At 72.8% G+C, this 25,944-nt stretch carries 19 protein-coding genes; 8 read left to right on the forward strand and 11 right to left on the reverse strand.

Annotated features, from left to right (window positions below):
* The 6 genes from ABD823_RS27555 to ABD823_RS27580 all read right to left on the reverse strand — a co-directional run.
* Positions 1-3,095, reverse strand: a 3,095-nt coding sequence (locus tag ABD823_RS27555; protein ID WP_344864590.1) for an AfsR/SARP family transcriptional regulator, incomplete at its 3' end; no start/stop codon positions are given.
* Positions 3,096-3,222: 127 nt separating this feature from the next.
* On the reverse strand, positions 3,223-4,257 hold the full coding sequence (locus tag ABD823_RS27560) for an ABC transporter ATP-binding protein (RefSeq protein ID WP_344864592.1): 1,035 nt from the start codon (positions 4,255-4,257) through the stop codon (positions 3,223-3,225).
* Positions 4,254-5,408 carry an ABC transporter ATP-binding protein gene (locus ABD823_RS27565; RefSeq protein WP_344864594.1) on the reverse strand — a complete coding sequence of 385 codons (1,155 nt, stop codon included), beginning with the start codon at positions 5,406-5,408 and terminating at the stop codon, positions 4,254-4,256. The genes ABD823_RS27560 and ABD823_RS27565 overlap by 4 nt, the downstream gene beginning before the upstream one ends.
* Entirely contained in the window at positions 5,408-6,394 is a 987-nt protein-coding gene (locus tag ABD823_RS27570) for an ABC transporter permease (RefSeq protein WP_344864596.1), read from the reverse strand. The genes ABD823_RS27565 and ABD823_RS27570 overlap by 1 nt, the downstream gene beginning before the upstream one ends.
* A gap of 15 nt (positions 6,395-6,409) precedes the next feature.
* Positions 6,410-7,918 carry an ABC transporter permease gene (locus ABD823_RS27575; protein ID WP_344864598.1) on the reverse strand — a complete coding sequence of 503 codons (1,509 nt, stop codon included), beginning with the start codon at positions 7,916-7,918 and terminating at the stop codon, positions 6,410-6,412.
* A 139-nt stretch (positions 7,919-8,057) separates the two neighbouring features.
* Positions 8,058-9,764: an ABC transporter family substrate-binding protein gene (locus ABD823_RS27580; protein WP_344864600.1), complete on the reverse strand. Its 1,707-nt coding sequence runs from the start codon at positions 9,762-9,764 to the stop codon at positions 8,058-8,060.
* 659 nt (positions 9,765-10,423) lie between these two features.
* Here ABD823_RS27580 and ABD823_RS27585 point away from each other — a divergent pair.
* The 5 genes from ABD823_RS27585 (at position 10,424) to ABD823_RS27605 (ending at position 15,210) form a co-directional block, all read left to right on the forward strand.
* On the forward strand, positions 10,424-11,140 hold the full coding sequence (locus ABD823_RS27585) for a peptidyl-tRNA hydrolase (protein WP_344864602.1): 717 nt from the start codon (positions 10,424-10,426) through the stop codon (positions 11,138-11,140).
* Positions 11,141-11,288: 148 nt separating this feature from the next.
* Positions 11,289-12,218: a hypothetical protein gene (locus ABD823_RS27590; protein ID WP_344864604.1), complete on the forward strand. Its 930-nt coding sequence runs from the start codon at positions 11,289-11,291 to the stop codon at positions 12,216-12,218.
* An 88-nt stretch (positions 12,219-12,306) separates the two neighbouring features.
* Positions 12,307-12,900 (forward strand): Maf family protein, encoded by a 594-nt coding sequence (locus tag ABD823_RS27595; protein WP_344864606.1) that lies wholly within the window; start codon positions 12,307-12,309, stop codon positions 12,898-12,900.
* A gap of 127 nt (positions 12,901-13,027) precedes the next feature.
* Positions 13,028-13,885, forward strand: coding sequence for an EI24 domain-containing protein (locus tag ABD823_RS27600; protein ID WP_344864608.1), 858 nt, complete (start codon positions 13,028-13,030; stop codon positions 13,883-13,885).
* Between the two features lie 194 nt (positions 13,886-14,079).
* Complete coding sequence (locus ABD823_RS27605) at positions 14,080-15,210, forward strand: DUF4192 domain-containing protein (RefSeq protein ID WP_344864610.1); 1,131 nt, start codon at positions 14,080-14,082, stop codon at positions 15,208-15,210.
* Between the two features lie 10 nt (positions 15,211-15,220).
* Here the strand turns inward: ABD823_RS27605 and ABD823_RS27610 are convergent, their stop codons facing one another.
* A complete protein-coding gene (locus ABD823_RS27610) occupies positions 15,221-15,559 on the reverse strand; it encodes a hypothetical protein (RefSeq protein ID WP_344864612.1) in 339 nt (112 codons plus the stop codon).
* 232 nt (positions 15,560-15,791) lie between these two features.
* Here ABD823_RS27610 and ABD823_RS27615 point away from each other — a divergent pair, with 232 nt between their 5' ends.
* On the forward strand, positions 15,792-16,337 hold the full coding sequence (locus ABD823_RS27615; protein WP_344864614.1) for a DUF1707 and DUF4870 domain-containing protein: 546 nt from the start codon (positions 15,792-15,794) through the stop codon (positions 16,335-16,337).
* A 46-nt stretch (positions 16,338-16,383) separates the two neighbouring features.
* Here the strand turns inward: ABD823_RS27615 and ABD823_RS27620 are convergent, their stop codons facing one another.
* The 4 genes from ABD823_RS27620 to ABD823_RS27635 all read right to left on the reverse strand — a co-directional run bounded on the left by ABD823_RS27620 (position 16,384) and on the right by ABD823_RS27635 (position 21,033).
* On the reverse strand, positions 16,384-17,907 hold the full coding sequence (locus ABD823_RS27620) for an ATP-dependent DNA ligase (protein ID WP_344864616.1): 1,524 nt from the start codon (positions 17,905-17,907) through the stop codon (positions 16,384-16,386).
* Between the two features lie 130 nt (positions 17,908-18,037).
* A complete protein-coding gene (locus tag ABD823_RS27625) occupies positions 18,038-18,415 on the reverse strand; it encodes an FKBP-type peptidyl-prolyl cis-trans isomerase (protein ID WP_344864618.1) in 378 nt (125 codons plus the stop codon).
* 211 nt (positions 18,416-18,626) lie between these two features.
* Positions 18,627-19,631 (reverse strand): LacI family DNA-binding transcriptional regulator, encoded by a 1,005-nt coding sequence (locus tag ABD823_RS27630; RefSeq protein ID WP_344864620.1) that lies wholly within the window; start codon positions 19,629-19,631, stop codon positions 18,627-18,629.
* 4 nt (positions 19,632-19,635) lie between these two features.
* Positions 19,636-21,033 carry a GH1 family beta-glucosidase gene (locus ABD823_RS27635; RefSeq protein ID WP_344864622.1) on the reverse strand — a complete coding sequence of 466 codons (1,398 nt, stop codon included), beginning with the start codon at positions 21,031-21,033 and terminating at the stop codon, positions 19,636-19,638.
* 254 nt (positions 21,034-21,287) lie between these two features.
* Here ABD823_RS27635 and ABD823_RS27640 point away from each other — a divergent pair, with 254 nt between their 5' ends.
* Both ABD823_RS27640 and ABD823_RS27645 read left to right on the forward strand, forming a co-directional pair.
* A complete protein-coding gene (locus ABD823_RS27640) occupies positions 21,288-24,119 on the forward strand; it encodes a glycosyl hydrolase (protein ID WP_344864624.1) in 2,832 nt (943 codons plus the stop codon).
* Positions 24,120-24,490: 371 nt separating this feature from the next.
* Positions 24,491-25,846 (forward strand): ABC transporter substrate-binding protein, encoded by a 1,356-nt coding sequence (locus ABD823_RS27645; RefSeq protein WP_344864626.1) that lies wholly within the window; start codon positions 24,491-24,493, stop codon positions 25,844-25,846.
* The last annotated feature ends 98 nt before the right edge of the window (positions 25,847-25,944 follow it).

Here is a 25,944-nt window from a genome sequence, read left to right on the forward strand (position 1 = left end):
ATCCGGTCGGCGTCCGGGTCTCCCGCCGGCGGGCCGCCGCGCAGCGCCGCGGCCTCGGCCAGCAGCAGCGCGGCCCGCTCGCCGTCCCCCTCCAGCAGCGCGACCCCGGCGAGTCCCTCGGCGATGCGGGCCACCAGGGTCAGGTCGCGGGTCCGGTGCCCGGAGGTGAACGCGCGCCGGTGCCAGGCCAGGGCTCCGGCGGCGTCGCCCTCCGCCTCGGCGATCCAGCCCAGCGCCACGCACACCCGGGTCCGGGTCTCCTCGGCGTCGAACCAGCCCGTGGAGCACCGCGCGAGCGCCGTCTCGCACTGGCGGCGCGCCTCGTCCAGGTCGCCGCGGTGCCGGGCCAGCTCGCCCAGACCGAGGTGCCCGGCGGCCACGACCTCCCAGGCGCCCGTCCGCCGCCCGAGCCCGGCCGCCTGCGTGTAGTCGTCCCGCGCCCCCGCCGCGTCGCCGTCGCGCAGCCGTCCGTGGGCCCGGCGCAGGAGCAGCTCCGCCACGTCGACGGTGGCGCCGAGCCGCCCGGCGAGGTCCAGCGCCTCGTCCGTCAGCGCGACGGCCCGGGCCCGGTCCCCGTGCCGGTCGGCGAGGTCGGCCAGCCCGGAGGTCGTCTGCGCGATGCCCCACCGGTCGCCGATGGCGCGGAACTCCGCGAGCGCGAGCGCGAACTCCCGCCCGGCCTCCTCCAGGTTCCCGTCGAACAGCTGGAAGTACGCCCAGCCGAAGTGCATGATCGCCGTCAGCCAGGGGTCGTCCGGCTCGAACCGCCGCCAGCGGCGCATCAGCTCCGCCGCGACCTCCGGCTCCGGCGGGCCGGCGACCATCGCCCACATGACGTGGATGAACGGCTGCCGGGGCAGGGAGTCCTGCTCGGCCATGATCTTCCTGGTGGCCTCCAGGTGCGCCTCCAGGCCCGGGCCGTGGCCGCCGCCCGAGGCGACGGTCATCACGCACAGGGCGTACTCGTGGGCGAGACCGTCCGGCGGCCCGGAGCCGAGCTTCTCCAGGAGCTCGCGGGCCAGGGCGGTCGCCTCGCTGCGCAGGGAACGCAGCCACCAGTAGCACGACAGCGCCGACAGCAGCCGCAGGCCCGGCCCGACGTCGGAGGCCCGGGCCGCCCGGTGCAGCGCGGCGTGCAGGTTGTCGTGCTCGCGGTCCAGCAGCCGCAGCCACTCCAGCTGCTCGGCGCGGCGCAGATGGGGGTCGGCGGTCTCGGCGAGACCGAGGAAGTAGGCCAGGTGGGCCCGGCGCAGCCGGTCCTCCTCGCCCGCCTCGGCGAGCCGCTCGGCGCAGAAGGCGCGGATCGTCTCCAGCATCCGGTAGCGGCCGCCCACCACCTCGACGAAGGACTTGTCCACCAGGGAGGCGAGCACGCCGTCGGTGTCGTCCACCCCGCAGACCCGCTCGGCCGCCTCCAGGGTGGCCCCGCCCGCGAAGACCGTCAGCCGCCGGGCCATCGTCCGCTCGGTCTCGTCCAGCAGGTCCCAGCTCCACCCCACCACCGCGTGCAGCGTCCGGTGGCGGGGCTGTGCCGTGCGGCTGCCGCGGGACAGCAGCCGGAAGCGGTCGTCGAGCCGGGCGGCGACCTCCGCCGCGGTGAGCGAGCGGAGCCGGGCCGCGGCCAGCTCGATGGCCAGGGGGAGGCCGTCGAGGGCCCGGCAGATCCGCAGCACCGCGTCGGCGGCGGCGTCGCCGGGACCGCCGCCGGTGCCGAAGTCCGCGGTGAAGTCGGGCCGTACGGCCGCGGCCCGGTCGAGGAAGAGCCGCACCGCGGCGGCCTGCTCGGGGGGAGCGCCCGGTCCGGGCAGCGCCAGCGGCGGGACGGGGTACAGCGCCTCGCCGGTGATGCCCAGCGCCTCGCGGCTGGTGGCCAGCACCCGCACCCCCGGGCAGGCGCTCAGCAGCCGGTCGGCGAGCCGGGCGGCGGCCTCCACCACGTGCTCGCAGTTGTCGAGGACCAGCAGGACGCTGCGGTCGGCGAGGGCCGCGACCAGCCTGCCGGTCAGGTCGGGTGCGGCCTGCTGCCGGTTCGGGGCCGCCAGCAGGCCGGTCTCGCGGAGCCCGAGCGCGCTGAGCACCGCCTGCGGCACCTCCGCCCCGTCGACGAGCGGCGCCAGCTCCACGAAGCGGACGTCACCGGACCGGCGCCCGGCGGCCTCGGTCGCGAGCCGGGTCTTGCCGGTCCCGCCGGGTCCGGTGAGGGTGACCAGGCGGTTGGCGTCGAGCAGCGCGCCGAGGCGGTCCAGCTCGGCCGTCCGGCCGATCAGCGGCGTGAGGTGGGCGGGCAGCCCGGGCGGGGGGTCGGCGGGGGCGGCGGGCGCGGCGGCGGGACCGGGAGAGCCGGGGGAGCCGAGGGACGGGTCGGCCCGCAGGACCGCGAGGTGGAGCGCGGCCAGCTCGGGAGAGGGGTCGGTGCCGAGCTCCTCGGCCAGCCGCCGCCGGACGTCCTCGAAGACGGCCAGGGCCTCGGCCTGCCGGCCGCCGGCGTACAGCGCCCGCATGAGCTGCCCGGCCGGCCGCTCCCGGAGCGGATGCGCCCCGACCAGCCCGCGCAGCACCTCGGCCGCCTCCCGGTGCCCGCCGGTCGCCAGCAGCGCCTCCGCGCGGTCCTCGACGGCGGCCAGCCGCGCCTCCTCCAGCCGCACGGCCTGCGCCGCGGCGAACGGCGCGTCGCCGACGTCGGAGAGCGCGGGACCGCGCCAGAGGCCGAGCGCCTCCTCCAGCCGGGCCGCGGACCGCCGGGGATCACCGGCGGCCAGGGCCTGGCGCCCCTCGGCCGCCAGCCGTTCGAACCGCAGGACGTCCACGTCGCCGGGGTCGGCGGCGATCAGGTATCCGGCCGGGTGGCGGACGATCGTGCCGCCGCGGTCGCCGAGCAGGCCGCGCAGCCGGGAGACCTGCGCCTGCAGCGCGTTGACGGCGCCGCCGGGCACGTCGGCGCCGTAGAGGCCGTCGATCAGCCGCTCGACGGTGACGACCCGGCCGGCGTCGAGCAGGAGCAGGGCGAGCAGCGCGCGCAGCCGGGGCCCGCCGACGGCGACCGGCCGCCCGTCACCGTGCCGGACCTCCACGGGTCCCAGGATGCCGAAGCGCATGATCGCAATTGTCCCAGGAGCGGAGCGGTCGTGTCGTGCCGTAGCCGGCGCCGCCCCGGGCGCCGGAACGCGGCGAGCCGCGGGAGGAGGGTCCTCCCGCGGCTCGCGCGGTGCGGCGGTCCCGCGCTCAGCGCTCGGTGACCTCCGCGAAGTGGCAGGCCACGGGGTGGCCGTTGCCCCGGTCGACGAGGGCGGGCTCCTCGGTGGCGCAGATCTCCTGGGCCTTCCAGCAGCGGGTGCGGAAACGGCAGCCGCTCGGCGGGTTCAGGGGGCTGGGCACGTCGCCGGTGAGGATGACGCGCTCGCGGGCGCGCTCCTGCTTGGGGTCCGGCATGGGGGCCGCCGACAGCAGCGCCTGCGTGTAGGGGTGGGCGGGGCGGTCGTAGAGGTCGTCGCGGGGACCGGTCTCGACGACCTTCCCGAGGTACATCACCGCGACCCGGTCGGAGATGTGGCGGACCACCGACAGGTCGTGCGCGATGAAGACGTAGGCCAGGCCGAGCCTCTCCTGCAGGTCCTCCAGCAGGTTCACCACGCCCGCCTGGACCGACACGTCCAGCGCCGAGACCGGCTCGTCCAGGATCAGCAGCTTCGGCTCCAGCGCCAGGGCGCGGGCGATGCCGACGCGCTGGCGCTGGCCGCCGGAGAACTCGTGCGGGTAGCGGTTGCCGTGCTCGGGGCTGAGCCCGACCAGGCGCAGCAGCTCGGCGACCCGGTCCAGGCCGCCGTCCTTCCACAGCCCGTGGACCTTCAGCGGCTCGGCGATGATGTCGTTGACCGGCATCTTCGGGTTGAGCGAGGCGTACGGGTCCTGGAAGACGATCTGCATGTCGCGCCGTACCGGCGCCATCTGCTTGGCGGACAGGCCCACCAGTTCCCGGCCCTGGAACCGCACCGACCCGGAGGTGGGGGTGTGCAGCTGGAGGATCGCCCGGCCCGTGGTCGACTTGCCGCAGCCGGACTCGCCCACCACGCCGAGGGTCTCGCCCTCGTCGACGTGCAGGGAGACCCCGCTGACCGCCTGGACGTGGGCCACCACCCGGCGCAGGAAACCGCCGCCGCGGACCGGGAAGTTCATCACCAGGTCCTTGACCTCGAGCAGGTGCCCGCCGCCGTCGGGCTCGCGCTGGGGCGCGCCCTTCTCCTCGGTCGTCACGCTCATGCCACGGTCTCACTCTCGGTGCGGAAGAACTCGGTCGGGTCCTCGGCCGCGGCCAGCCGGTCCCAGTGGTGGCAGGCCGCGTAGTGCGCGCCGCTGTCGGTCTCGGCCAGCGGCGGCTCCTCGGTGCGGCAGACCTCCGTGGCCAGGGGGCAGCGCGGGGAGAAGGGGCAGCCGGACGGCAGGTTGATCAGCGACGGGGGAGTGCCCTTGATCGGGCGGAGCCGGCTCGCGCCGCCGCCCTCCAGCGACGGGATGGAGCCGAGCAGGCCCGCCGTGTACGGCATGCGCGGCTCCTCGAAGACCGGGTCGGTCTCCCCGAGCTCCACCGGGCGCCCGGCGTACATGACCAGCACCCGGTGGGCCATGCCCGCGATGACGCCCAGGTCGTGCGTGATGAGCACGATGGCGGCGTTGACCGCGTCCTTGACCTCCAGGAGCTTCTCCAGGATCTGCGCCTGGACGGTCACGTCGAGGGCCGTGGTCGGCTCGTCGGCGATGATGATGTCCGGGTTGTTGATGACCGCCATGGCGATCATCGCGCGCTGCCGCATGCCGCCGGAGAACTCGTGCGGATAGCTGCGCAGCCGGGCCTCGGCCTGCGGGATGCCGACCAGGTCGAGCATCTCCTTGGCCCGCGCCAGGGCGGTCTTGCGCGGCATGAGCTCGTGCGCGAGCACCGCCTCGGCGAGCTGGTCGCCGATGGTGTAGACGGGGTTCAGCGCCGTCATCGGGTCCTGGAAGACCATCGCGATCTTGCGGCCGCGCAGGCTCCGCTGCTTGCGGGGCGACATCTTCAGCATGTCGTCGCCGCGGAAGAGGATCCGGCCCCTGATCCGGGCGCTCTTGGGCAGCAGGCCCATGACGGCCAGCGAGGAGACGGACTTGCCGGAGCCGGACTCGCCGACGATGCCCAGCACCTCCCGCTCCCGCAGGCTGTAGGAGACGCCCCGGACGGCGCGCACGACGCCGTCCTCGGTGGGGAACTCCACGGTCAGGTCCTCGACCTTGAGGATCTCCTCCGACGAGGGCGGGCGCACGGCGTCCAGGGTGAGGCCGACGTGCACCTCCTCGGCGGAGTCCGTCACGTGGGAGGAGAGCTCGTGCGCGCCGTCCTCGTAGGGGCCGGCCGGCACGTTCGGGGAAGTCGTCATTAGGCACGCACCCGGGTCTGTCGGGGGTCGAAGGCGTCGCGCAGGCCGTCGCCGATGAAGTTGATCGAGAGCGCGATGAGGATGATGAACAGGCCGGGCCACCAGAACAGCCACGGGCGGGTCACCATGGCGCTGCGGTACTCGCTGATGAGCTGGCCGAGCGAGGTGTCCGGCGGCTGGACGCCGAGGCCCAGGAAGGACAGCGCCGACTCCAGCAGCACCGCGTTGGCGACCGAGAGCGTCGCGGCGACGATGATGACGCCGATGGTGTTCGGCAGGATGTGCCGGAAGATGATCCGCTTGGCCGGGGTCCCGATGGCCCGGGCGGCCTCGACGAACTCCTTCTCCCGCAGGGAGAGGAACTCGCCGCGGACCAGGCGGCCCAGGGTCGGCCAGATCACCAGGCCGATGAAGACGCCGAGGGCCGCGGCGCCGCTGTCGCCCATCATCCGGCCGACCACGGCCGCGATGATGAGGACCGGAATGGTGATCATCACGTCGGTGAAGCGCATCAGCACGGCCTCGACCTTGCCGCGGAAGTAACCGGCGGCGGAGCCGACGAGGGTGCCGACGACGGTGCCGACGATGGCGACGAGGAACGCGATGATCAGCGACTGCTGGGCGCCGCGCATGGTCAGCGCGAAGTAGTCGATGCCGATGTCGTCCTGGCCGAAGGGGTGCTCGCCGAGGCGTACGCCGTCCCCGCCGAGGAACTCGGGGACCACGCTGAGGGTCGGCCTGCCCTGGTTCACCAGCGAGCCGGTGTCGAGGTAGCTCTTGTCCCACCAGCCGGGGATGCCCGCGAAGCCGATGGAGCTGAACGCGAGGATGATCACGAGGCCGAAGGTGACCATTCCGGCGAGGGCGGCGCGGTGCCGGAAGAAGCGGCGGCGGACCATCTGCCCCTGGGTACGGGCGACGACCGCCAGGCCCTGCTGGGCGTCAGAGGGGGTTCCGGGCTCCGTCGCCTGAGTGTTGATCGTCATGGTGGTTCTCCGATCTCAGGACAGCCGGATACGCGGGTCGAGGTAGGCGTAGAGGATGTCGGCGATCATGTTGAACACGACGATCGCGGTCCCCGTGACGATGAAGAACGCCATGACCGGCATGGGGTCGACCGTGTTGAGCCCGTCGATGAACAGGTTGCCCATGCCCTGCCAGCCGAAGACGTTCTCGGTGACGACCGCGCCGCCGATGACGCCGGCGAAGTCGACGGCCATCAGCGTGGTGATCGGGATGAGGCCGTTGCGGAAGGCGTGCTTGACCACGACGGTCCGCTCCGGCAGGCCCTTGGCCCGGGCCGTGCGGACGTAGTCCTGGTTCATGACCTCCAGCATGCTCGCCCGGCTGTAGCGGGTGTAGGTCGCCAGCGAGACCAGGATGAGCGCCATGGTCGGCAGCAGCAGGTGACCGGCCGAGTCCAGGTTCATCTGCCAGAAGTCGCCCTGGAAGTTGGGAGTGCGGGCGCCGATCGTGGAGATGGGGCGGCCGCGCACCGCGGCGCTGTAGGAGTTGAACGCCTGGAGCATGCGGTCGACGAAGATGACGCCGCCGGTGAACAGGCCGGTCAGCACGGCGGCGGTGATCGCCTGGCGGCGCTGGAGGCCGCCCAGGGCGTAGCCGAGGCCGGCGCAGACCGCGACCGTCAGCAGGGCGAGGCCGGCGATCTCCAGCCAGGTCGGGTCGGCCAGCAGCGGGCCGAAGACCTCCGAGGCCGCCGCGCCGAGCACGGCGGCGGCGAGCGCGGCGTACAGCGGGCCCCGCTGCCGCAGCCCGGCGGCCAGGACGGTGAATCCCACGGCGGCGGTGAGCGAGACGGCCAGCACGAGCGGGAGCCCGAAGCCGGGGTCGGCGAACCAGCGGGTCACCGACAGCAGCGTGAACAGCCCGCCGCCGACGGCGAGGCCGACGGCGAACGACACCAGCCGCCGCCTGCGGTCGCCGACGGTCAGGGCGCCGAAGACCAGGCCGGACAGCAGGGCGAGCGCGCCGATGACCGGCGCCGGGATGACCGGGTCCTTCAGCCAGTTGTTGAACTCGATGGCCATGTACTGCTTGAGCATGACCGCGACCCAGAAGATCGGCAGCGAGAAGCAGATGAAGGCGGCGAAGGTGACGGTGTAGTCGAAGCCGCTGTACTGGCGGAGCGCCGAGACGATGCCGATGATGACGCCGATGATGATGGCCATCACGGTGGCGGCGATGACGAGCTGGAGCGTGGCCGACAGGGCCTCGCCCAGCATGATGGCGACGCTGTGGCCGTCGCGGTTGACCCCGAGGTCACCGCGGACGATGTCGCCGAGCCAGCTCAGGTAACGGACGGGGATCGGGTCGTCGAGTTGCATGCGCTCAACGCGGTCCGCGATTTTCTGGGCCTTGTTGGGGCTGGCGTCCTGGCGGAGGTCTTCCAACGGATCGCCCGAGAGCGCCGTGAGGACGAAGATGATGAAGGTGGCCGCCAGGAGGACGAAGAACGAGATGACCAGTCTCCGCGCGATGAAGACGATCATTTCGTCACCTCCTGCTCTGTGAGGACTGTATGTGCGGACCAGGGCCGGGACCGGGGGTTCGTGCTCCTCCGGCCCCGGCCCTGGGGGGTGGGTGTTCCGTCAACCGCACGTGCGGTGAACCGGACCTAGAACAAGAGGGTTACGCGGCGCTCCACTTGTCCATGTTCCAGGTGATGGTGGACTGGGCGGGGTTCGGGACCACGTTCTGCAGGGTCTCGTCCCACGCGCTCAGGCCCGGGTGCTGGAACAGCGGGATGGTGGCCAGGTCCTCCCAGAGGATCTTCTCGATCTCGCCGATGATCGGGTCCTGCGCGGCCACGTCGACGGTCGAGTTCAGCTTCTTGACGAGCTCGTCGACCTTCTTGTTGGAGTAGCAGCCGTTGTTGTTGCCCTTGCTCTCACCGTCGCACTTGGTGGGCGTGGTGTAGGTGGAGCCCCAGCCGCTGACCAGCGAGGAGCCGGACCAGGCGTACAGCGCGACGTCGTAGTTGTTGGCGGGCATCACGGTGCCGAAGAAGTCCTCGGAGCCGCCGTCGACGATCTCGAAGCCGGCCTTGTCGCAGGCGTCCTTGATCAGCTGGACGGCGGAGGTGCGGCGCGGGTTCGGGGTCTGGTAGCCGATCTTGACCTTGAGGCCGGTCTTGCCGGCCTTCTCCAGCAGCGCCTTGGCGCCCTCGATGTCCTGCTGGGCGTAGGCGGCGGGCACGCCGCCGGAGGCCTGGACGACCGCGGCGTGGTTGGCCTGGAACGGCGCGACGTTGCGGACGTCGAGCGGCTTGGCGTTCGGGTCGAGCGGCTTGATCAGGTTGTCCACGATCAGCTGCCGGGGCAGGCACTTGGCGAAGGCCTCACGCAGCGCCTTGTCCTTGAACGGGCTGGAGTCGAAGTTGAAGTCCAGGTGCTCGTAGATGTACTGGTTGCCGGTGTGGACCTTCACCCCCTCCAGCGCGTTGAGCTGGTTGAGCACGTCCGGGCCGGGCTGCGGCTCGATGATCTGGACCTCGCGGTTCTGCAGCGCCTGGGCCTGCTCGTCCAGGGCGATGAAGCGCTCCACGATGGTCGGGACGGCCGGCGGCGTGCCCCACCACTTGTCGTTGGCGACGAAGGTCAGCGACTGGCCGGCGTCGAGCTTGGAGAGCTTGTACGGGCCGGAGGACGGGATCAGGTCGGCGGCGGGCAGCGAGCCCTCGGCGATCCAGCCGTCGTTGAAGAACTTGGCGGCCTTCTCGAGCTTCTTGGCGTCGGTCTTCTTGACGGCCTCGATGAACTCGTCCTCGCTCAGCCCGCCCTGCTTGGCCACGACGTGGGCCGGCAGGAGCTCGACGGCGCCGGGGCCGTTGGCGTGCCAGTCGGCGAAGGGCTCCTCGTAGACGAAGGTGAACTTCTTGTCGCCCTTGTTGCACTCGGGGACCTTGACGTACTCCACGCCGGTGGTGCCGGCGGTGGAGAAGTCCTTGAGCTTGCCGGACTTGTAGGCCCAGAACAGCAGGGCGTCGTCGCAGTCGATCGGCGTGCCGTCCGACCAGACCGCCTTGTCGTTGAAGGTGTACTCGACGGTCAGCGGGTCGTCGGAGGTCTTGTTGTAGGAGCCGAACTCCGTGTTCGGGGTGATCTCGCCGTTCTGGCCGTAGAACCAGAAGCCGGACAGCACGCGCTGGAGCGGGCCGTTGTTACGGGTGGCGTTCTCAGCCGCGGTGTTGCCGTTGTAGGAGTGGAACTCCTGCTCGTGGGCGTAGGTGATGGTCGACGCCGCGGGAGCGGAGGCCGGAGCGGAGCCCGAGGCGGCGGGTTCGCTCGCCGAGTTCTCGCCCGCACAGGCGCTCAGCAGGAGTGCACCTCCTGCCACTGCAGCTAGAAACTTGCCAGATGTCCGCGTGTGGAACACGGCAGCACTCCTTAGGGGTTCGATGTGAAGTAAGCCGCCAGCATGGTTGAGCAAAGCTGACCATCGTGACTCTGGCTTGGACAAGTGGGACGCGGGGGGTGTTGCAGACCTGAGACCGCGGGCGGCCCAACCTGTAACAAAGCCGGTCGGTAGGCGCGAAAGTGTGAAATAGAGGATTATCTGGAAAAACGTAACGTTTGACCGAATCGTCCAATATGTGAGATGGCGGAGGGTGACGATCTCCGGCCGACCCGCCGAGGGCTCTCAGGTCTGCGTCCTCATTTCCCTGGTGAAGCCGGAGATGTGAGGACGCCGAGGAGTGGATCTTCTTTCACGCTCCGTGACGGCCGCCCTTTCGGGTGATCCTCCCCGCCGACCGGTCGGGACGCTTTCCGGGGCGCGGTCGCCGCCTCCGGGAGGCGGGAGGTGCCGCATCGCGCCCTCGCTCCCGCGCATCCGGAAGGCACCTGCGGGGCCGTGGTGTGCCGCATATTCGTGAAAGATTTCTTTCATAGATTTCCGCGCCGGACCCCTTTTCCTCCGATGCCCGGCGGTCCCTCCGGACGCGCCGCGGGACCGCGATTCCCGGTCGCCGCCCGGGGGAGGGCATGCTGGAAGGCGTGACCGGAGAAGACGTGACGCAGGAGAGGGTCCTCCCCCTGGTCGTCCGGATCGAGAGGTCCGCCCCTCCCGAGCGGACCGACGCCCTGGAGGCCGCGGCGCTGGCCGTACTGGCCCTGCTCGGCGACCCCCGCGCGGCGGACGGCGGCGAATGGGCCGAGGCGGTGCGCGGCTGGGAGCGGAGGCGGATCAGAAAGGTCGTGCGGCGGGCGCGCGGGGCCGAGTGGCGGCGCGTGCTCGACCTGCCGGGGACCACCGTCGCGCACGGCACCGCGGAGGTCCGCGTGCACCCGCCGGTCCCCCTGGACGACTGGCCCCGCGACCTGTCCCGGCTCCAGGTCTCCGGCACCGACCTGGCCGACTCCGCCGAGCCCGGCCCGCCGGGGGAGGGCGGCGCCGTGCTCTGGATCAACCCGCACCTGCGGATGTCGGCGGGCAAGGCCATGGCCCAGGCCGGGCACGCCGCGCAGTTCGCCTGGTGGGGCGCGGACGGGGGCGTCCGGGAGGAGTGGCGGGAGCGGGGCTTCGCGCTCGCCGTGCGGACGGCCGACCCCGCCTCCTGGGACGCTCTGGCGGCCGGGGACCTGCCGGTGGTGCGGGACGCGGGCTTCACCGAGATCGAGCCGGGCTCGTGCACCGTCGTCGCGGACGCGCCGTGGCTGCGCCCGGGCGGATCCCGCCCGGTCGCCGCCGCGGAACGGAGGATCTCCAGGTAGGAAACGGGAGGAGAACGGGACCTACTCGTTCCCGAAGTGTGATGGGGAACGCGAACGGGAAAAGCGGATTTGTCGTACGCTCCCGATCGTGCTCGATGGGTTGGGTGGGACTCCGGGGACCCGGGAGACGGGTGTTACCCCTACGTACATGGCCGCCGAGGCGGAGACATCCGAGTTGCCGAAGATCGTGGCCGAACCGCCCCGCGTCCCCCCGGCATCGCCCATCAAGCGTTCCCGGATCGGCGACCTGCCGATGCGGGTGATCTACCGGATCCTCGCCGGGACCGCGGCGGTGACCGTGGCGGCGGTCGCCGCCCTGGTCGGATTCCTCTCCTCCGGCTCCACCGACTCCTCCGACCGGCCGGGCGGGGAGCCGCCGGGGCAGATCGCCGCGCCATCTGCCGCGGCGCCCTCGTCCGGCCCCAGCTCGCCGCCGCCCTCCGCCGCGGCGTCCTCGGCGGCGTCTCCCACGGCGTCTCCCACGGCCGGGACCCCCGCCCCCGGGCCCACGCCCACCCCGGACGGGAGCGCGGTCACCGCCGCGCTCGCGGACCCCCGCCTGCCCGGCCCGCCGGCCGACAGGAAGCTCGGCCGGCTCCCCGGGAAGGCGTCGGCGGCCAAGCGCCGCATCAAGGACGAGAAGTCCGGCGTCTCGCTGGCCAGGCTGGGCAAGCCGTGGAAGAGCCACGGCGCCTCGCCGTTCTCGACCAAGCAGGTGCTGCCGCCCGTGAAGGGCGCCGGGCACCGGGCGATGCTCGTCAGCTGCCCGGTCCCCATCCTGGTGCAGGCGACCGCGAAGGACACCGCCCTGCTGGCCGCCCGCTGGACGCTCAACCACCACCCCGAGGGCGCCGAGATCAAGTGGACCGCCTCCCAGCCGGTCGAGGACGGCTGGCTGCTGGCCTACCGGGTGACGTACAAGGTGAAGGGCAAGAGCCGCTCCTCCATGGCCGCGGTCACCGTGATCGAGACCGACCGGGCAAAGAAGCCCGCCCTCGTCTTCGTGACGATCCCCGACGCCCAGCGCGGCCGCTGGCGCGACATCACCACCGCGCTCTCCTCCGTCCGCTCGCTCTGAGCGGTCACCGCCCCCCGGTGGCGCCCCCGGCCTCCCGAGGAGGCGGCCGGGCGGCGCGCCCGCCGTACCGGCCGATAGGCTCGGAGACGTGACCCGGCTCGTACTCGCCTCCGCCTCACCCGCCCGCCTCGCCCTGCTCCGCAGCGCCGGACTCGATCCCGAAGTGATCGTCAGCGGGGTCGACGAGGACGCCGTCACCGCGGACACCCCCGCCGACCTCTGCCTCGTCCTGGCCAGGACCAAGGCCGCGGCGGTGGCGCGGGACCTGGACGGCGTCCTGGTCATCGGCTGCGACTCGGTGCTGGAGTTCGACGGCCGCGCGTACGGCAAGCCGTCCTCGCCCGAGGACGCCGCGACCCGCTGGCGGCGGATGCGCGGCCGGAGCGGCCGCCTGCTCACCGGGCACTGCGTGATCGACACGGCCTCCGGCAGGGAGGTCTCCGAGGTGGGCTCCACCGTCGTCCGGTTCGGTACCCCCACCGACGCCGAGATCGACGCCTACGTCGCCACCGGCGAGCCCCTCCGGGTCGCCGGCGCCTTCACCCTGGACGGTCCCGGAGGCTGGTTCGTCGAGGGCATCGACGGCGACCACGGCAACGTGCTGGGCATCTCCCTGCCGCTCCTGCGCCGCCTGTTCGCCGCCCTGGACGTGTCCGTCCCCGGTCTGTGGCGGCGCCCCTGAACCGGTCCCCGGCCCCCGCGCCCGGACCCGCCCGCCGTACCGGATCCGCCGGAGCCTGTACGGCGGTGCCTCCGGTGCCCCCGGTGCCGCCGCGCGGTGGGCGGCCGATCCCGATAGCCTTCGCGGCATGAGTGTGATCCGCTCCTTCACCGGCGGCATGGGCTTCTTCCTGCAGGGGCTGCGCTGGGTCGCGCGCCACCCCGGGTGGTGGCTGTTCGGCCTGATCCCCGCCCTGATCGTGTTCGTGCTCTACGCGCTGGGGCTCTACTTCCTGGGGACGAACGCCGCGGATCTGGCCGAGTGGATGACGCCGTTCGCCGACGGCTGGAGCGAGGGCGTCCGGAACGTCTTCAGGGTGCTGGTCGGTGTGGTGGTCTTCGGCGCCGGCCTCGTGCTGGCCGCGGTGACCTTCGCCGCGGTGACCCTGGTCGTCGGCGAGCCCTTCTACGAGAAGCTGTCGGAGAAGGTCGAGGAGTCCTACGGCGAGGTGCCCACCGGCCACGAGCTGCCGCTGTGGAGGTCCATCCCCCGGTCGATCAAGGACAGCCTGGTGACGCTCGGCTACACGCTGCTGTTCACCGTCCCGCTCTTCTTCCTCGGGTTCGTGCCGGTGGTCGGGCAGACCGCGGTCCCCGTGCTGGGCGCCCTGGTCTCGGGCTTCTTCCTCACCGTCGAGCTGACCGCCCTGGCCATGGAGCGCCGGGGCCTGGCCCGCAAGGACCGGTTCGCGCTGCTGCGCGCGGACAAGGCCCTCACCGTCGGCTTCGGCGTGCTCCTCTTCCTGCTCTTCCTCATCCCGCTGGGCGCGGTGGTCGCGATGCCCGCCGCCGTCGCGGGCGCGGCCGTCATGGTCCGCACGCGGCTGGCGCCCGGGAGCGCTCCCGGCGGGGGCCTCCCGCCGCGGGCCGTCCCGCCCGGCGGCGACCCCGGCGACGGGTTCCCGCCGGGAGCGCTCCCGCAGGGGCCCTCCGCACAGGGGCACTGACGCTCCGGACCGGTGGCCCGCGGGGGCGTCCCCCGCGGCGCCGGCCCGCGGTCCCGCCGTCCGCCGTCCGCCGTGCTCCGGGCGGCGAGGCTCCCGGGGCGTTCTCCACAGGAGGAGCCGGCCCGGGTGCCGTCCGTCCACAGGAGCCCCGTCCGGCGGGATCACCGCCCCCGGTCCCGGCGATGCTGTCGGCCATGACGACCGACACCCCGGACTCGCCGGACCTCCCGGCGGCCCCACCCGACCTGCTGCTCGGCTCCACCGAGGACGTCCTCGGCGCGATCCCCTACCTGCTGGGCTTCCACCCCGCCGAGAGCCTGGTCGTGATCGGCCTGCGCGGGCGGCCGCCCCGCGGCGACGTGCACCTCACCGTCCGCTGGGACCTGCCACTGACCGGCACGGAGCTGGACCGGATCCTCCCGCTGCTGCGCAGGGAGCGGATCGGCCAGGTCATCGCCGTCGGCTACGGTCCCGGACCGCTGGTGACCCCGGCGGCCGACGAGCTGCGTGCCCGGCTGCGGGGGAGCGGGATCGCGCTCGTGGACCTGCTCCGGGCGGAGGACGGCCGCTACTGGTCCTATCTGTGCGCACGCTCGGGCTGCTGTCCCCCCTCCGGCACGCCGTACGACCGCGAAGCCGGCGCGGTCGCGGCCAGGGCCGTCGCGTACGGGCTGGTCGCGCTGCCCGACCGCCGGACCCTGGAGCGCTCGCTCACGCCCGTCGGAGGGCCCGCCCGGGCGGCCATGCGCCGGGCCACCGCCCGGATCGCGGAGGAGCTGCGCGCCCGGCTCGCCGCGAGCGGCGACCTCGACGGGCTCGCGGCCGAGCTCGTCGCGGACGGGACGGCCCGGGTGCGTGAGGCCATCGGCACCTACGCCGCGGGAGGGCGGCTCGACGACGAGCAGGCGGCCAGGCTCGGGTTCGACCTGGCGGTGATCAGGACCAGGGACGAGGCGTGGACGCTGATCACCGACGACGACCACCACGCGCACCGCAGGCTCTGGCAGGACCTCACCCGGCGGCTGGAGCGGAGGTTCGTGCCCCCGGCCGCCTCCCTGCTCGGCATGGCCGCCTGGCACGGCGGCGACTGCGCGCTGGCGGGCGTCGCGCTGGGCCGCGCGCACGAGATCGACCCCGGCTACTCCATGGCGAACCTTCTCCTGCACGCGCTGCGGCATCTGCTGCCGCCGCACGCGTTCAAGGACCGCATGCCCACCTCCGAGGAGCTGGACCTGCAGATGGGCACACCGCGGACGGCCTGGCTGCTGCCCATGGTGGTCCTGCTGGAGGAGCCGCCGGCGGACCCGGTCGGCCTGGCGGGATGAAGCGGGGGGATCAGGCCTCCTCGCGCCTGCGCCGCTCGTTGTAGGCCCGCATGCGGGGGGGATAGCCGGTGAGCTGCACGTCGTAGACCGGGAGGGCGAGATCGCGGGCGACCTTGCGGATCACGGCGGGGGCGCCGACCCGGCGCCGGGTCCACTCGCCGTCGTCGGCCACGGCCACGGCGGTGGTGTCCGTGGCGAAGGTCTCCGGCTCGACGTAGAACTCCACGCCGCGGCGTGACTTGGCGAAGGCGATGAGCGCCTCGATGTCGGCGTCGGTCGCCTCCCGATCGAACTTCGCGATCTTCGGCCCGCGCAGACGCCTCAAACCGTAGCGATCCCGCCATCTCATGTCCTTGTTATACATCCCCGGGATGCCCCATGACGGGCCCCCGGGACAACTCCAGGGAACAGGTAAGGGGGAACCCCGATGCGCCGGAGGGCCGTCACGGACGAACCTGGAGGTCACAGAGGCGACGAAGGGATGGTCGGTTTCCATGGCAGGCACAGCGACGCCCCCGGCGAGCCCTCGGTACGGCGGCGCGCCGGCGGCGGCCCCCGGGGCCGGATACGCCGGCCTCAGGGTGAGCGACCGGGACCGGGAGCAGGTGGTCGAGCACGTCAAGGCCGCCTACGCGGAGGGGCGGCTGGACAAGGTCGAGTTCGACGACCGCCTGGAGCGGGCGATGACGGCCCGGGTCCACGGCGACCTCATGCCGATCATGCATGACCTGTACGGCTCCCGCCCGGCCGGGCCCGTGCCGTATCCGCACGCTCCCGTGCGGAACCGGCCGGTCGCGGGATACGGGCGGGCGCACACGGGCGGGGACCGCATGGGCGCGGCGGCGGCGCACCTGCTCCCGCTGACCGGTCTGCTCGTGTTCGGCCCGCTGATCATGCTGCTCGCGGCGGGCCGGACCTCCCCCTACATCCGCGCGCACGCGGTGGAGGCGCTCAATTTCCAGCTGACCCTCCTCGGCGCCACCGTGGCGCTGGCGATCACGTTCGTGGGCGCCGTGCTGCTGCCGCTGCTCTGGGTCGGCGCCGTGGTGCTGTCGGTCGTCGGCGGCCTGGCGGCGCTGGGGGAGGGCGGCTTCCGCTACCCGCTCACGCTGCGCATGGTCAAGTGATCCTGCGGATCGGCCGGGCGGCCGGCCGGACCGGCGCGGCCCGGGCTCAGAGCATCAGGGAGCGGACGGTCTCGACGGTGTCGGCCTGGTCGGGGGTCTTGTCGGGGCGGTAGCGGACGACCCGGGCGAAGCGCAGGGCCATGCCGCCGGGATAGCGGCTGGAGCGCTGGACCCCGTCGAAGGCGATCTCGACGACGAGCTCGGGCCGGACCTTGACCGTCCAGCCGTCCGCGGGGCCCTCCGCGAGCGCCAGGAACCGCTCGGTCTGCCAGGCGAGCAGCTCGTCGGTCAGGCCCTTGAAGGTCTTGCCGAGCATGACGAAGCCGCCGGCCGGGTCGCGGGCGCCCAGATGGAGGTTGGAGAGCCGGCCTTCCCGCCGGCCGCTGCCCCACTCGGCGGCCAGCACGACCAGGTCCAGCGTGTGCCGCGGCTTGACCTTGATCCAGCCCGCGCCGCGCCGCCCGGCGGCGTAAGGGCTGCCCGGCGACTTCACCACCACGCCCTCGTGCCCCCGCCGCACGGCGTCGCCGAAGAACTCCTCGGCGCGCGCCACGTCGCCGGTGACCAGCCGGGGGGTGAGCAGCTCGGCGGGCACGGCCCGGGCCAGCTCCGCGTGGCGGGTGTCGTCGGGCAGGTCGAGGAGGTCGGCGCCGTCCACCCGCAGCGCGTCGAAGAAGAACACGCTCAGCGGGGTCGAGCGCCGGGCCCGTGCCACGTCGGTCCGGCTGGCCACGCGGCCGGAGGTGACCTGGAAGGGCTCGGGACGGCCGTCCGGCCGCAGGGCGATGACCTCCCCGTCCAGCACCAGGTCCGTCAGGGGCAGGGCGCGGACCGCCTCGACCAGCTCGGGCACCTGGGCGGTGATGTCCTCCAGTGCGCGGGTGAAGACCGAGACGGCGTCGCCGGAGCGGTGGGCCTGGACCCGCACGCCGTCGAGCTTCCACTCGAGGGCGGCCGGGCCGCCGATGCGCTCCAGCGCGGCGGCGACGGAGGGGGCGCTCTGGGCGAGCATCGGCGAGACGGGCCGGCCGACCTCCAGGGTGAAGGCCCGCAGCGCCTCGACCCCGCCGGACAGCGCGGCCGCGCCCACGGCGGGCAGCCAGCCCCGCAGCATCAGCGCCCGCCGCACCTCGGCGGCGGGGGCGCCCGACGCCTTGGCGACGGCCTCGATCATCACGCCGTCGAGGGCGCCCTGCCGGAGCTCGCCGCGGATCAGCCGGGACAGGAAGGTCTGCTCGGGGCGGGTGAGCGAGGCGAACAGCTCGTCCAGCAGGGCCTTGCGCGCCGCCTGGGAGCCGGGGCCGGACTGCGCCTTGATGCGGCGCAGCAGGCCGTCGACCCGGCTCAGCGTCGCGGTGGCGGCGAGCCGGGGCTCGGGGAGGTCGCGCAGGCTCGCGAAGCCGACGCCGAGCTGGCGCTGGGGCAGCTCCCCGGAGAGGTAGGCGATGGCGGTCTCCGCCTCGTCCGGGCCGACGCGGCCGAGCAGTTCCGCGAGATGGCGGATCTTCGCCAGCCGGGCGGAGTCGGCGGCCACGGCCGCGGAGGTGCGCGCGAGGTCGATCAACAGCACGCGGACCAGCCTATGAGCTCGCGGTGACATTCCGGCGGGGCGGGGCCGGGCGAGCCGGGACGGCGGGCCGCCCCCCCGGAAGGGGGCGCGGCCCGCCGCGGGCCCCGGCGGGCGCCGGGGCCGGGTGGTCTCAGCGGACGCCGAGCAGGTCCACGACGAAGATGAGGGTCTCGCCGGGCTTGATCAGGCCGCCCCCCGCGCCGTGGTTGCCGTAGCCGAGGTGGGGCGGGATGGTCAGGCGGCGGCGGCCGCCGACCTTCATGCCCGCGACGCCCTGGTCCCAGCCCGCGATGACGCGGCCCTCGCCGAGCGGGAACTCGAAGGGCTGCCCCCGGTTCCAGGAGGCGTCGAACTCCTCGCCGGTGGAGAAGGCGACACCGACGTAGTGCACGCTGACCTGGTGGCCGGGCTTGGCCTCCGGGCCGTCCCCCTCGACGAGGTCGACGATCTGCAACTGCGCGGGCGCGTCACCCTCCGGGAAGTCGATCTCCGGCTTCTCCAGTGCCACGTGGTCTCTCCTTGATCCGATGCGTGCCGGCCGATGCCCGACCGGCCGAACGACTCTACGGGGTCCGGGGACCGGAGATGGCCGGAAGGAGCGGGACGGGGCCCGGGACGGGGCGGTGGGGCAGCCGGGCCGCGGCCGCGAGGCGCGCCCGGACGGCACGGGGCGCGGGGCGGCTCCGGCGGGCGCGCTCCCGTGGCGCCGCCGGCGCCGCTCAGGCGGACTCGCGGACGACCAGCTCCGTGGGCAGGATCACCGGGCCGTCCGCGTCACCGCCGGCGGCGAGCGCCAGGACCAGCCTGCCCAGCTCGCGGCCCATCTCGTAGACCGGCTGCCGGACCGTGGTCAGCGGCGGCTCGGCGTAGGAGGCGGCGGGCACGTCGTCGAAGCCCACCACGGCGACGTCGTCCGGGACGCGCCGTCCGGACCGCCGGAGCACCTGCAGGGCGCCGAGCGCCATCATGTCGTTGGCGGCGAACACGGCGTCGAGCGCGGGGTCGTCGCGCAGCAGCTGGCGCATGGCCACGACGCCGGACTCCCGGGTGAAGTCGCCCACCGCGACGATGGAGCGCCGGTCGGAGTCGCGCAGGGCGGTGCGGTAGCCGGTCAGCCGGTCGATCCCGGCGACCATGTCCTGCGGTCCGGCGATCGTGGCGATCCGGCGGCGGCCCGCCGCCACCAGGTGCCGTACGGCCTGCTCGGCGCCGCCGGCGTTCTCCATGTCCACGCAGGGCAGGCCGGCGTGGACCAGGGGCCGTCCGCTGCACACCACCGGAACCCCCCGGCGGGCCAGCGCGGTCGGGAGCGGGTCGGCCCCGTGCATCGAGGCCACGATCACCCCGTCCACGTGCCGGGCGGTGGTGTAGCGCTCGACCCGCTCCCGGCCGCGCGGCGAGCCCGCGAGCATCAGCACGAGGTGCTTGTCCGCCGCCTCCATCTCCTGGCTGACGCCGCGGATGATGTCGGAGAACATGGGGTCGTCGGAGAAGACGCGGGTGGGCGGCTCGGAGAACACCAGGGCGACCGAGTCGGCCCGCTGGGTCACCAGGCTGCGCGCCGCGAGGTTGGGCACGTAGCCCAGCTCCTCAACGGCGCGCAGCACGCTCGCGCGGATCTCCGGGTTGACGTGGGTCGAGCCGTTGACCACGCGGGAGACGGTGGCCCTGGAGACCCCGGCCCGGGCCGCAACCTTCTCCAGGGTGGGCCGGGCGGAGGTCACCGGGTCACGCCTGGAGCCCGTTGCGCCGGATGACCTCGCGGTACCACAGCGCGCTGTCCTTGGGCGTGCGGCGCTGCGAGGCGTAGTCGACGTGGACCAGCCCGAAGCGCTTGGCGTACCCCTCGGCCCACTCGAAGTTGTCCATCAGCGACCACACGAAGTAGCCGCGGAGGTCGGCCCCGGCCGCGATCGCGGCGTGCGCGGCGCGGAAGTGGCCGTCGAGGAAGGCGATCCGTCGCTCGTCGGCGACCCGGCCGTCGGCGAGCACGTCGTCGAAGGCGGCGCCGTTCTCGGTGATGATCAGCGGCGTGCCCGGGTAGTCGCGGGAGACCCGGGTCAGCAGCTCGGTCAGGCCGGACGGCTTGACCGACCAGCCCATCGCGGTCTTCTCCTCGTCGCCCTGGACGAACGCGATGCCCTCGCTGCCCGGGTGGACCGGGTTGGCCGGCTGGCCGGCCCGCAGCCGGACGGCGGTGGGGCTGTAGTAGTTGACGCCCAGGACGTCGATCGGCGCTCCGATGATGTCCAGGTCGCCGTCGCGGACGAAGGACCAGTCGGTGAACCGGCGGGCCCGCTCCACCACGTCGGCGGGGTACTCGCCGCGCAGCACCGGGTCGAGGAAGATCCGGTTCTGCAGCCCGTCGATGTGCGCGACGGCCTCGGGGTCGTCGCCGGAGATCGGGGCGAGGTTGAGGGTGATGCCGACCTGCGCGGCCCCTGCGGCGCGCAGCTCGGCCACCGCCAGGCCGTGCCCGAGCAGCAGGTGGTGGACCGCGGCGAAGGCGGCGCCCGGGTCCGTGCGGCCGGGGGCGTGGACGCCCGCGCCGTAGCCGAGGAAGGACGAGCACCACGGCTCGTTCAGCGTCGTCCACGTCGCGATCCGGTCGCCGAGCCGGCCGTAGGCGACGGCGGCGTACTCGGCGAAGCGCTCGGCGGTCTCCCTGCTGGTCCAGCCGCCCCGGTCCTCCAGGGCCTGCGGGAGGTCCCAGTGGTAGAGCGTCACCAGGGGTGTGATGCCGTGGCCGTGCAGCTCGTCGACGAGCCGGTCGTAGAAGTCCAGGCCGCGGGGGTTGACCGGGCCGGAGCCGTCCGGCTGGATCCGCGGCCAGGCCATCGAGAAGCGGTAGGCCTGCACCCCGAGGTCGGCCATCATCGCGACGTCGTCGCGGTAGCGGTGGTAGTGGTCGCAGGCCACGTCGCCGGTGTGGCCGGCGAAGACCTTGCCGGGGGTCCGGGAGAAGGTGTCCCAGATGGACGGCCCGCGGCCGTCCTCGTTCGCCGCCCCCTCGATCTGGTAGGAGGCCGTCGCGGTGCCCCAGACGAACCCCTCCGGGAAGATCACCTCTCCGGTGCCCGCCGTCTCCTCCGAGATCCCCCCGGACACCCCCATGGACAGGGTCATGTCTTCAGTCCCCTTTCGCCTCGCCGTCTTCCGCCTCGCCCCGCACGGCAGAGAGCGCTCTCACACAGGATCGTGGCTGCCGGACGGACCTGTCAAGGCAAGAGGTCCGCCACTCGGGCGAAGCGAACGTTACGGACTTGTTGACGGAAGGTTCACCGGAGGCTACGGTCCTCCGTCAGAGAGCGCTCTCTGATCCAATGCTCACCCCGGCGGCCGACCCATGGCGCCGGCAGCCCGGTACCGAGGAGGTATCCATGGGCTTCCCATCCCCCTTACGCAAAGTAGTCGCCGCGGCGGCGGTCCTGGCGACCGCCGTGGTCACCCCGGTCGCCCTGGCGGGCCCGGCGGCCGCGGTGACGGTCGGCGCGGGAGGCTACGCGGCCACCCGCCCCGCCGGTACGGCCGGCCCCTCCGACTCCGACGGCGCCGCCGTCACCCCCAAGGTCACCAGCCGGATGGCCGGCCGCGCGGTGCCGACCAACGACTGGTGGTCCTCGCTGGTCTTCCAGCGCTACGCGGGCAACCCGTACTCCGAGAACATGTACGCCCACCCGCTGTCGTTCCACGCGAACGCCAAGGGCATCAGCGTCGGCTATCCGAACAAGCCGAACATCAGCTCCGACGGGCGGATGTACGAGTACGTCCACACCAGCGACCTCAACGTGGGCGTCTCCGGGCTGAACGCGCCGAAGACCGAGGTCGACGGCTGGGGCGACTGGAACGTCACCCCGCGCTGGAGCGACGGGACGCGCACGCTGCGGACCACGATCGCGCACGGCTCGCCGTACGTCTACGCCGAGGTCGCGGGCGGGAACGCGCTGGTGGAGTTCACCGGCTCGGCCAGCGTCTGGCGCAACGACGGCAACGTGCTCGGCGTGACGGTCAACGGGCGCGACTACGCTCTGTTCGCCCCTTCCGGGAAGAACTGGTCGCTGACCGGCACGGCCTCCGCGAGCGCCCCCGCCGCCTTCTTCTCGGTGGCCGTCCTGCCCTCTCGGGGAGCGCTCCCACTCTTCACCAAGTACGCCTACTCCTTCGTCACCGACACCAAGGTGAGCTGGAGCTACGACGCGGCGAGCGCCCGCGTGCGGGCCACCTACACCGCCTCCACCACCGCCAAGCAGGGCAGCCAGACCGGCACCCTGCAAGCGCTCTACCGCCACCAGTGGCGCAACTCCTCCGACGCGGTGACGGAGCACCGCTACGTCTCGCCCCGCGGCGAGATGCGGCTGCGCGAGGGCGCGTCGTTCACCACGAGCGCGGAGTTCAACGGCGTGCTGCCCGCGCTGCCGCTCGCGCCGGGCGCGGACAAGGCCAAGCTCCGGGCCGCCATCGACGCCGAGCTGAACGCCGCCGACCCCTACAAAGGCGCCGTCGACACCTACTGGACGGGCAAGGCCCTGTGGCGGATCGCGGCGCTCATCCCGGTCGCCAACCAGATCGGCCACACCGCCGGCCGGGACAAGGCCATCGGCCTGGTCAAGAGCAGGCTGGCCGACTGGCTCACCGCCGGCTCGGGGGAGACCGGCAGGCTCTTCGCCTACGACTCCACCTGGAAGACGCTGATCGGCTACCCGGCGGGCTACGGCACCGACTCCGAGCTCAACGACCACCACTTCCACTACGGCTACTACGTGCTGGCCGGCGCGATGGTCGCCCAGCACGACCCGGCCTGGGTCTCCGACTCCCAGTACGGCGGCATGCTGAAGCTCCTGGTCAAGGACGCGGCCAACTACGACCGCTCCGACGAGCGCTTCCCGTTCCTGCGCAACTTCGACCCCTACGCCGGGCACGCCTGGGCCTCGGGGCACGCGGGCTTCGGCCACGGCAACAACCAGGAGTCGTCGTCGGAGTCGATGATGTTCAACACCGCGGCGATCCTGTTCGGCCAGGCGACCGGGGACACCGCCCTGCGCGACGCGGGCATCTACCTGTACACCACCGAGCGCGAGGCCATCGGCCAGTACTGGTTCGACGTCGACGGGGCCGTCTTCCCCTCCTCGTACGGCCACGACACGGCCGGCATGGTCTGGGGCGCCGGCGCCAGCTACTCCACCTGGTGGACGGCGAACGCCGAGGAGATCCACGGCATCAACATGCTGCCGATCACCGGCGGCTCGCTCTACAACGGCGCCTGGAAGGCCGACATCAAGCAGAACATCAGCGAGCTGCGGGCCTCCAACGGCGGCCAGGAGAGCGAGTGGCGCGACATCATCTGGCAGTTCCTGGCCATGGCCGACCCGGCGGCGGCGCAGTCGCTCTGGCAGGGTGCCGAACCCGCTCCCGAGGACGGAGACTCCCGCGCCCACGCCAATCACTGGATCACCGCGCTGAACGCCTGGGGCACCCCCGACCACTCGGTCACCGCGAACGTGCCGACCTACGCGGTGCTGAGCGGCTCGGCGGGCAGGACCTACGTCGCCTACAACGTCTCCGGCAGCGCCGTCACGGTCCGCTTCTCCGACGGGCAGACGCTCGCCGTGCCGGCCCGGGCGATGGCCTGGAGGGGGCCGGCGGGCAGCGGCACCGAGCCGGGCAACGGCTCCGGCCCGCGCCCCACGGCGAGTCCGACGGCGAGCCCCACGGTGAGTCCGACGGCGAGCCCGACCCCCGAGCCCACCGCCACCCCGACCTCCACGCCGAAGCCCACGGTCACGCCGACGGCCGGCGGGGTCGACGCCCGCTCCACCATCCAGGCGGAGGACTACCAGGCGCAGTCGGGCACGGTCCTGGAGGACACCACCGACACGGGGGGCGGTAGGAACGTCGGCTACATCGCCGACGGCGACTGGCTCCGCTACGACGACGTGCGCTTCGGTTCCGAGGCGGCGCGGCAGTTCAAGGCCAGGGTGGCCTCCGGCGCGGAGCCGGGGATCAGCGGGCTCGTCCAGGTCCGCCTCGACAGCCCCACGGCGGCGCCGATCGGCGACTTCGCGGTGGCGAACACCGGCGGCTGGCAGAGCTGGCGGACGATCGCGGCGAACATCTCCGGGGTGACCGGCACCCACACCGTCTACATCACCTTCAGCAGCGGCCAGCCCGCGGAGTACGTCAACCTCAACTGGTTCACCTTCTCCTCGAGCTGATCCGCACGCCGGATTGGTGGGGGCGCCGCGCCCCCGCGTACACTCGCACCGGCACCGGGCGGGGACCGCATGGTCCCCGCCCGTTCGTTTTCCGGGAGCGTCCACCCCGCTGTCGGAGAGCGCTCTCATGCGGAATTCCGGTGCTGATGACCCCTGATGGGGTGAATTTCTCAAATGCGTAACCATAACATCACAGTGATTGACATCACGCTGTTGGCCGAGGAAGCTTCGGAGAGCGCTCTCACATCGGTTGGAGTCACCCGGCCACCCAGGCGGGCGCCGTTCGCGCGGCGCCTCACGCGGATGCCGCGAGGTGGTCAGCCGGCCCCGTCAGCCGGGGCCGGTCCGGCAAAGTAATGGAGGAAGGGTCCATGTCGCTCCTCTCTCGGCCCGCGCGCCTCGCCCTGGTGGCGGGCACCGCGGGTCTGGCGCTGGTCGCCACCGGCTGCGGGTCTTCCGAGCCCACACCCTCGGCGGACGGCGGCGCCAGCGCGTCCGCCGAGTGCGCTCCGTACGAGCAGTACGGCAAGCACGACGGCAAGAAGGTCTCGGTCTACTCCCCGATCCGGGACACCGAGGCCGACCTGTTCCAGCAGACCTGGGCACAGTTCGAGAAGTGCACCGGGATGAAGATCAACTATGAGGGCACCGGCGAGTTCGAGGCGCAGATCCAGGTCCGCGCCGACGGCGGCAACCCGCCGGACCTCGCCTTCTTCCCGCAGCCCGGCCTGCTGGAGCGCTTCGCCAAGGCGGGCAAGCTCAAGGCGGCCCCCGACAAGGTCAAGCAGCTGGCCGAGCAGAACTGGACGCCCGACTGGCTGAAGTACAGCACCGTCGACGGAACCTTCTACGGCGCTCCGCTGGGCGCCAGCGTGAAGTCCTTCGTGTGGTACTCGCCGAAGATGTTCGCCGAGAAGGGCTGGAAGGTCCCGCAGACGTGGGACGAGCTCATGACCCTCAGCGAGACGATCGCGGGCAGCGGCATCAAACCGTGGTGCGCCGGCATCGAGTCCGGTGACGCCACCGGCTGGCCGGCCACCGACTGGATCGAGGACATCCTGCTGCGCGAGCTCGGCCCCGAGGGCTACGACGACTGGGTCGCCCACAAGATCCCCTTCAACGACCCCAAGGTCCTCGCCGCGGTGGACAAGGTCGGCGCGATCCTGAAGAACGACAAGTTCGTCAACGGCGGCTACGGCCCCGTCAAGAGCATCGCCAGCACCGCCTTCCAGGAGGGCGGCGTGCCGATCACCGAGGGCAAGTGCGCGCTGCACCGCCAGGCCTCCTTCTACGCCAACTTCTGGCCCGAGGGCACCACGGTGGCCGAGGACGGCGACGTCTTCGCCTTCTACCTGCCCGGCAACGACCCGGCCAAGAAGCCGGTGCTGGGTGCCGGCGAGTTCGTCGCGGCCTTCGCCGACCGCCCGGAGGTCCAGGCGTTCCAGGCCTACCTGGCCACCGGTGACTTCGCCAACGCCCGGATGAAGCTGGCCACGTACGTGTCGGCCAACAAGGGCGTCGACATCAACAACGCGCAGAACCCGATCGACAAGCTCTCCATCCAGATGCTCCAGGACCCGAACACGGTCTTCCGCTTCGACGGCTCCGACCTGATGCCGGCCGCGGTCGGCGCCGGCACCTTCTGGAAGGGCATGACCGACTGGATCAACGGCAAGGACACCAAGGCGGTGCTCGACTTCATCGAGTCCTCCTGGCCCAAGTCCTAGTCCGACGGCACCTGCGGCGTCCGGCTCCCGGCGGGGTCCCTCCCTCCCCGGAGCCGGACGCCTCCGCAAACGGCCCCATCCCTTCCGGGAGTTCCCTC

This window comes from Planomonospora alba (assembly GCF_039534085.1).
Lineage (GTDB): Bacteria > Actinomycetota > Actinomycetes > Streptosporangiales > Streptosporangiaceae > Planomonospora_B > Planomonospora_B alba.

Excerpts from the sequence above, each read along its gene's own strand:
- ABD823_RS27560 (WP_344864592.1), bottom strand. The coding sequence starts at position 4,257 with ATGAGCGTGACGACCGAGGAGAAGGGCGCGCCCCAGCGCGAGCCCGAC.
- ABD823_RS27565 (WP_344864594.1), bottom strand. The coding sequence starts at position 5,408 with ATGACGACTTCCCCGAACGTGCCGGCCGGCCCCTACGAGGACGGCGCG.
- ABD823_RS27570 (WP_344864596.1), bottom strand. The coding sequence starts at position 6,394 with ATGACGATCAACACTCAGGCGACGGAGCCCGGAACCCCCTCTGACGCC.
- ABD823_RS27575 (WP_344864598.1), bottom strand. The coding sequence starts at position 7,918 with ATGATCGTCTTCATCGCGCGGAGACTGGTCATCTCGTTCTTCGTCCTC.
- ABD823_RS27590 (WP_344864604.1), top strand. The coding sequence starts at position 11,289 with ATGGCCGCCGAGGCGGAGACATCCGAGTTGCCGAAGATCGTGGCCGAA.
- ABD823_RS27600 (WP_344864608.1), top strand. The coding sequence starts at position 13,028 with ATGAGTGTGATCCGCTCCTTCACCGGCGGCATGGGCTTCTTCCTGCAG.
- ABD823_RS27605 (WP_344864610.1), top strand. The coding sequence starts at position 14,080 with ATGACGACCGACACCCCGGACTCGCCGGACCTCCCGGCGGCCCCACCC.
- ABD823_RS27610 (WP_344864612.1), bottom strand. The coding sequence starts at position 15,559 with ATGAGATGGCGGGATCGCTACGGTTTGAGGCGTCTGCGCGGGCCGAAG.
- ABD823_RS27635 (WP_344864622.1), bottom strand. The coding sequence starts at position 21,033 with ATGACCCTGTCCATGGGGGTGTCCGGGGGGATCTCGGAGGAGACGGCG.
- ABD823_RS27640 (WP_344864624.1), top strand. The coding sequence starts at position 21,288 with ATGGGCTTCCCATCCCCCTTACGCAAAGTAGTCGCCGCGGCGGCGGTC.
- ABD823_RS27645 (WP_344864626.1), top strand. The coding sequence starts at position 24,491 with ATGTCGCTCCTCTCTCGGCCCGCGCGCCTCGCCCTGGTGGCGGGCACC.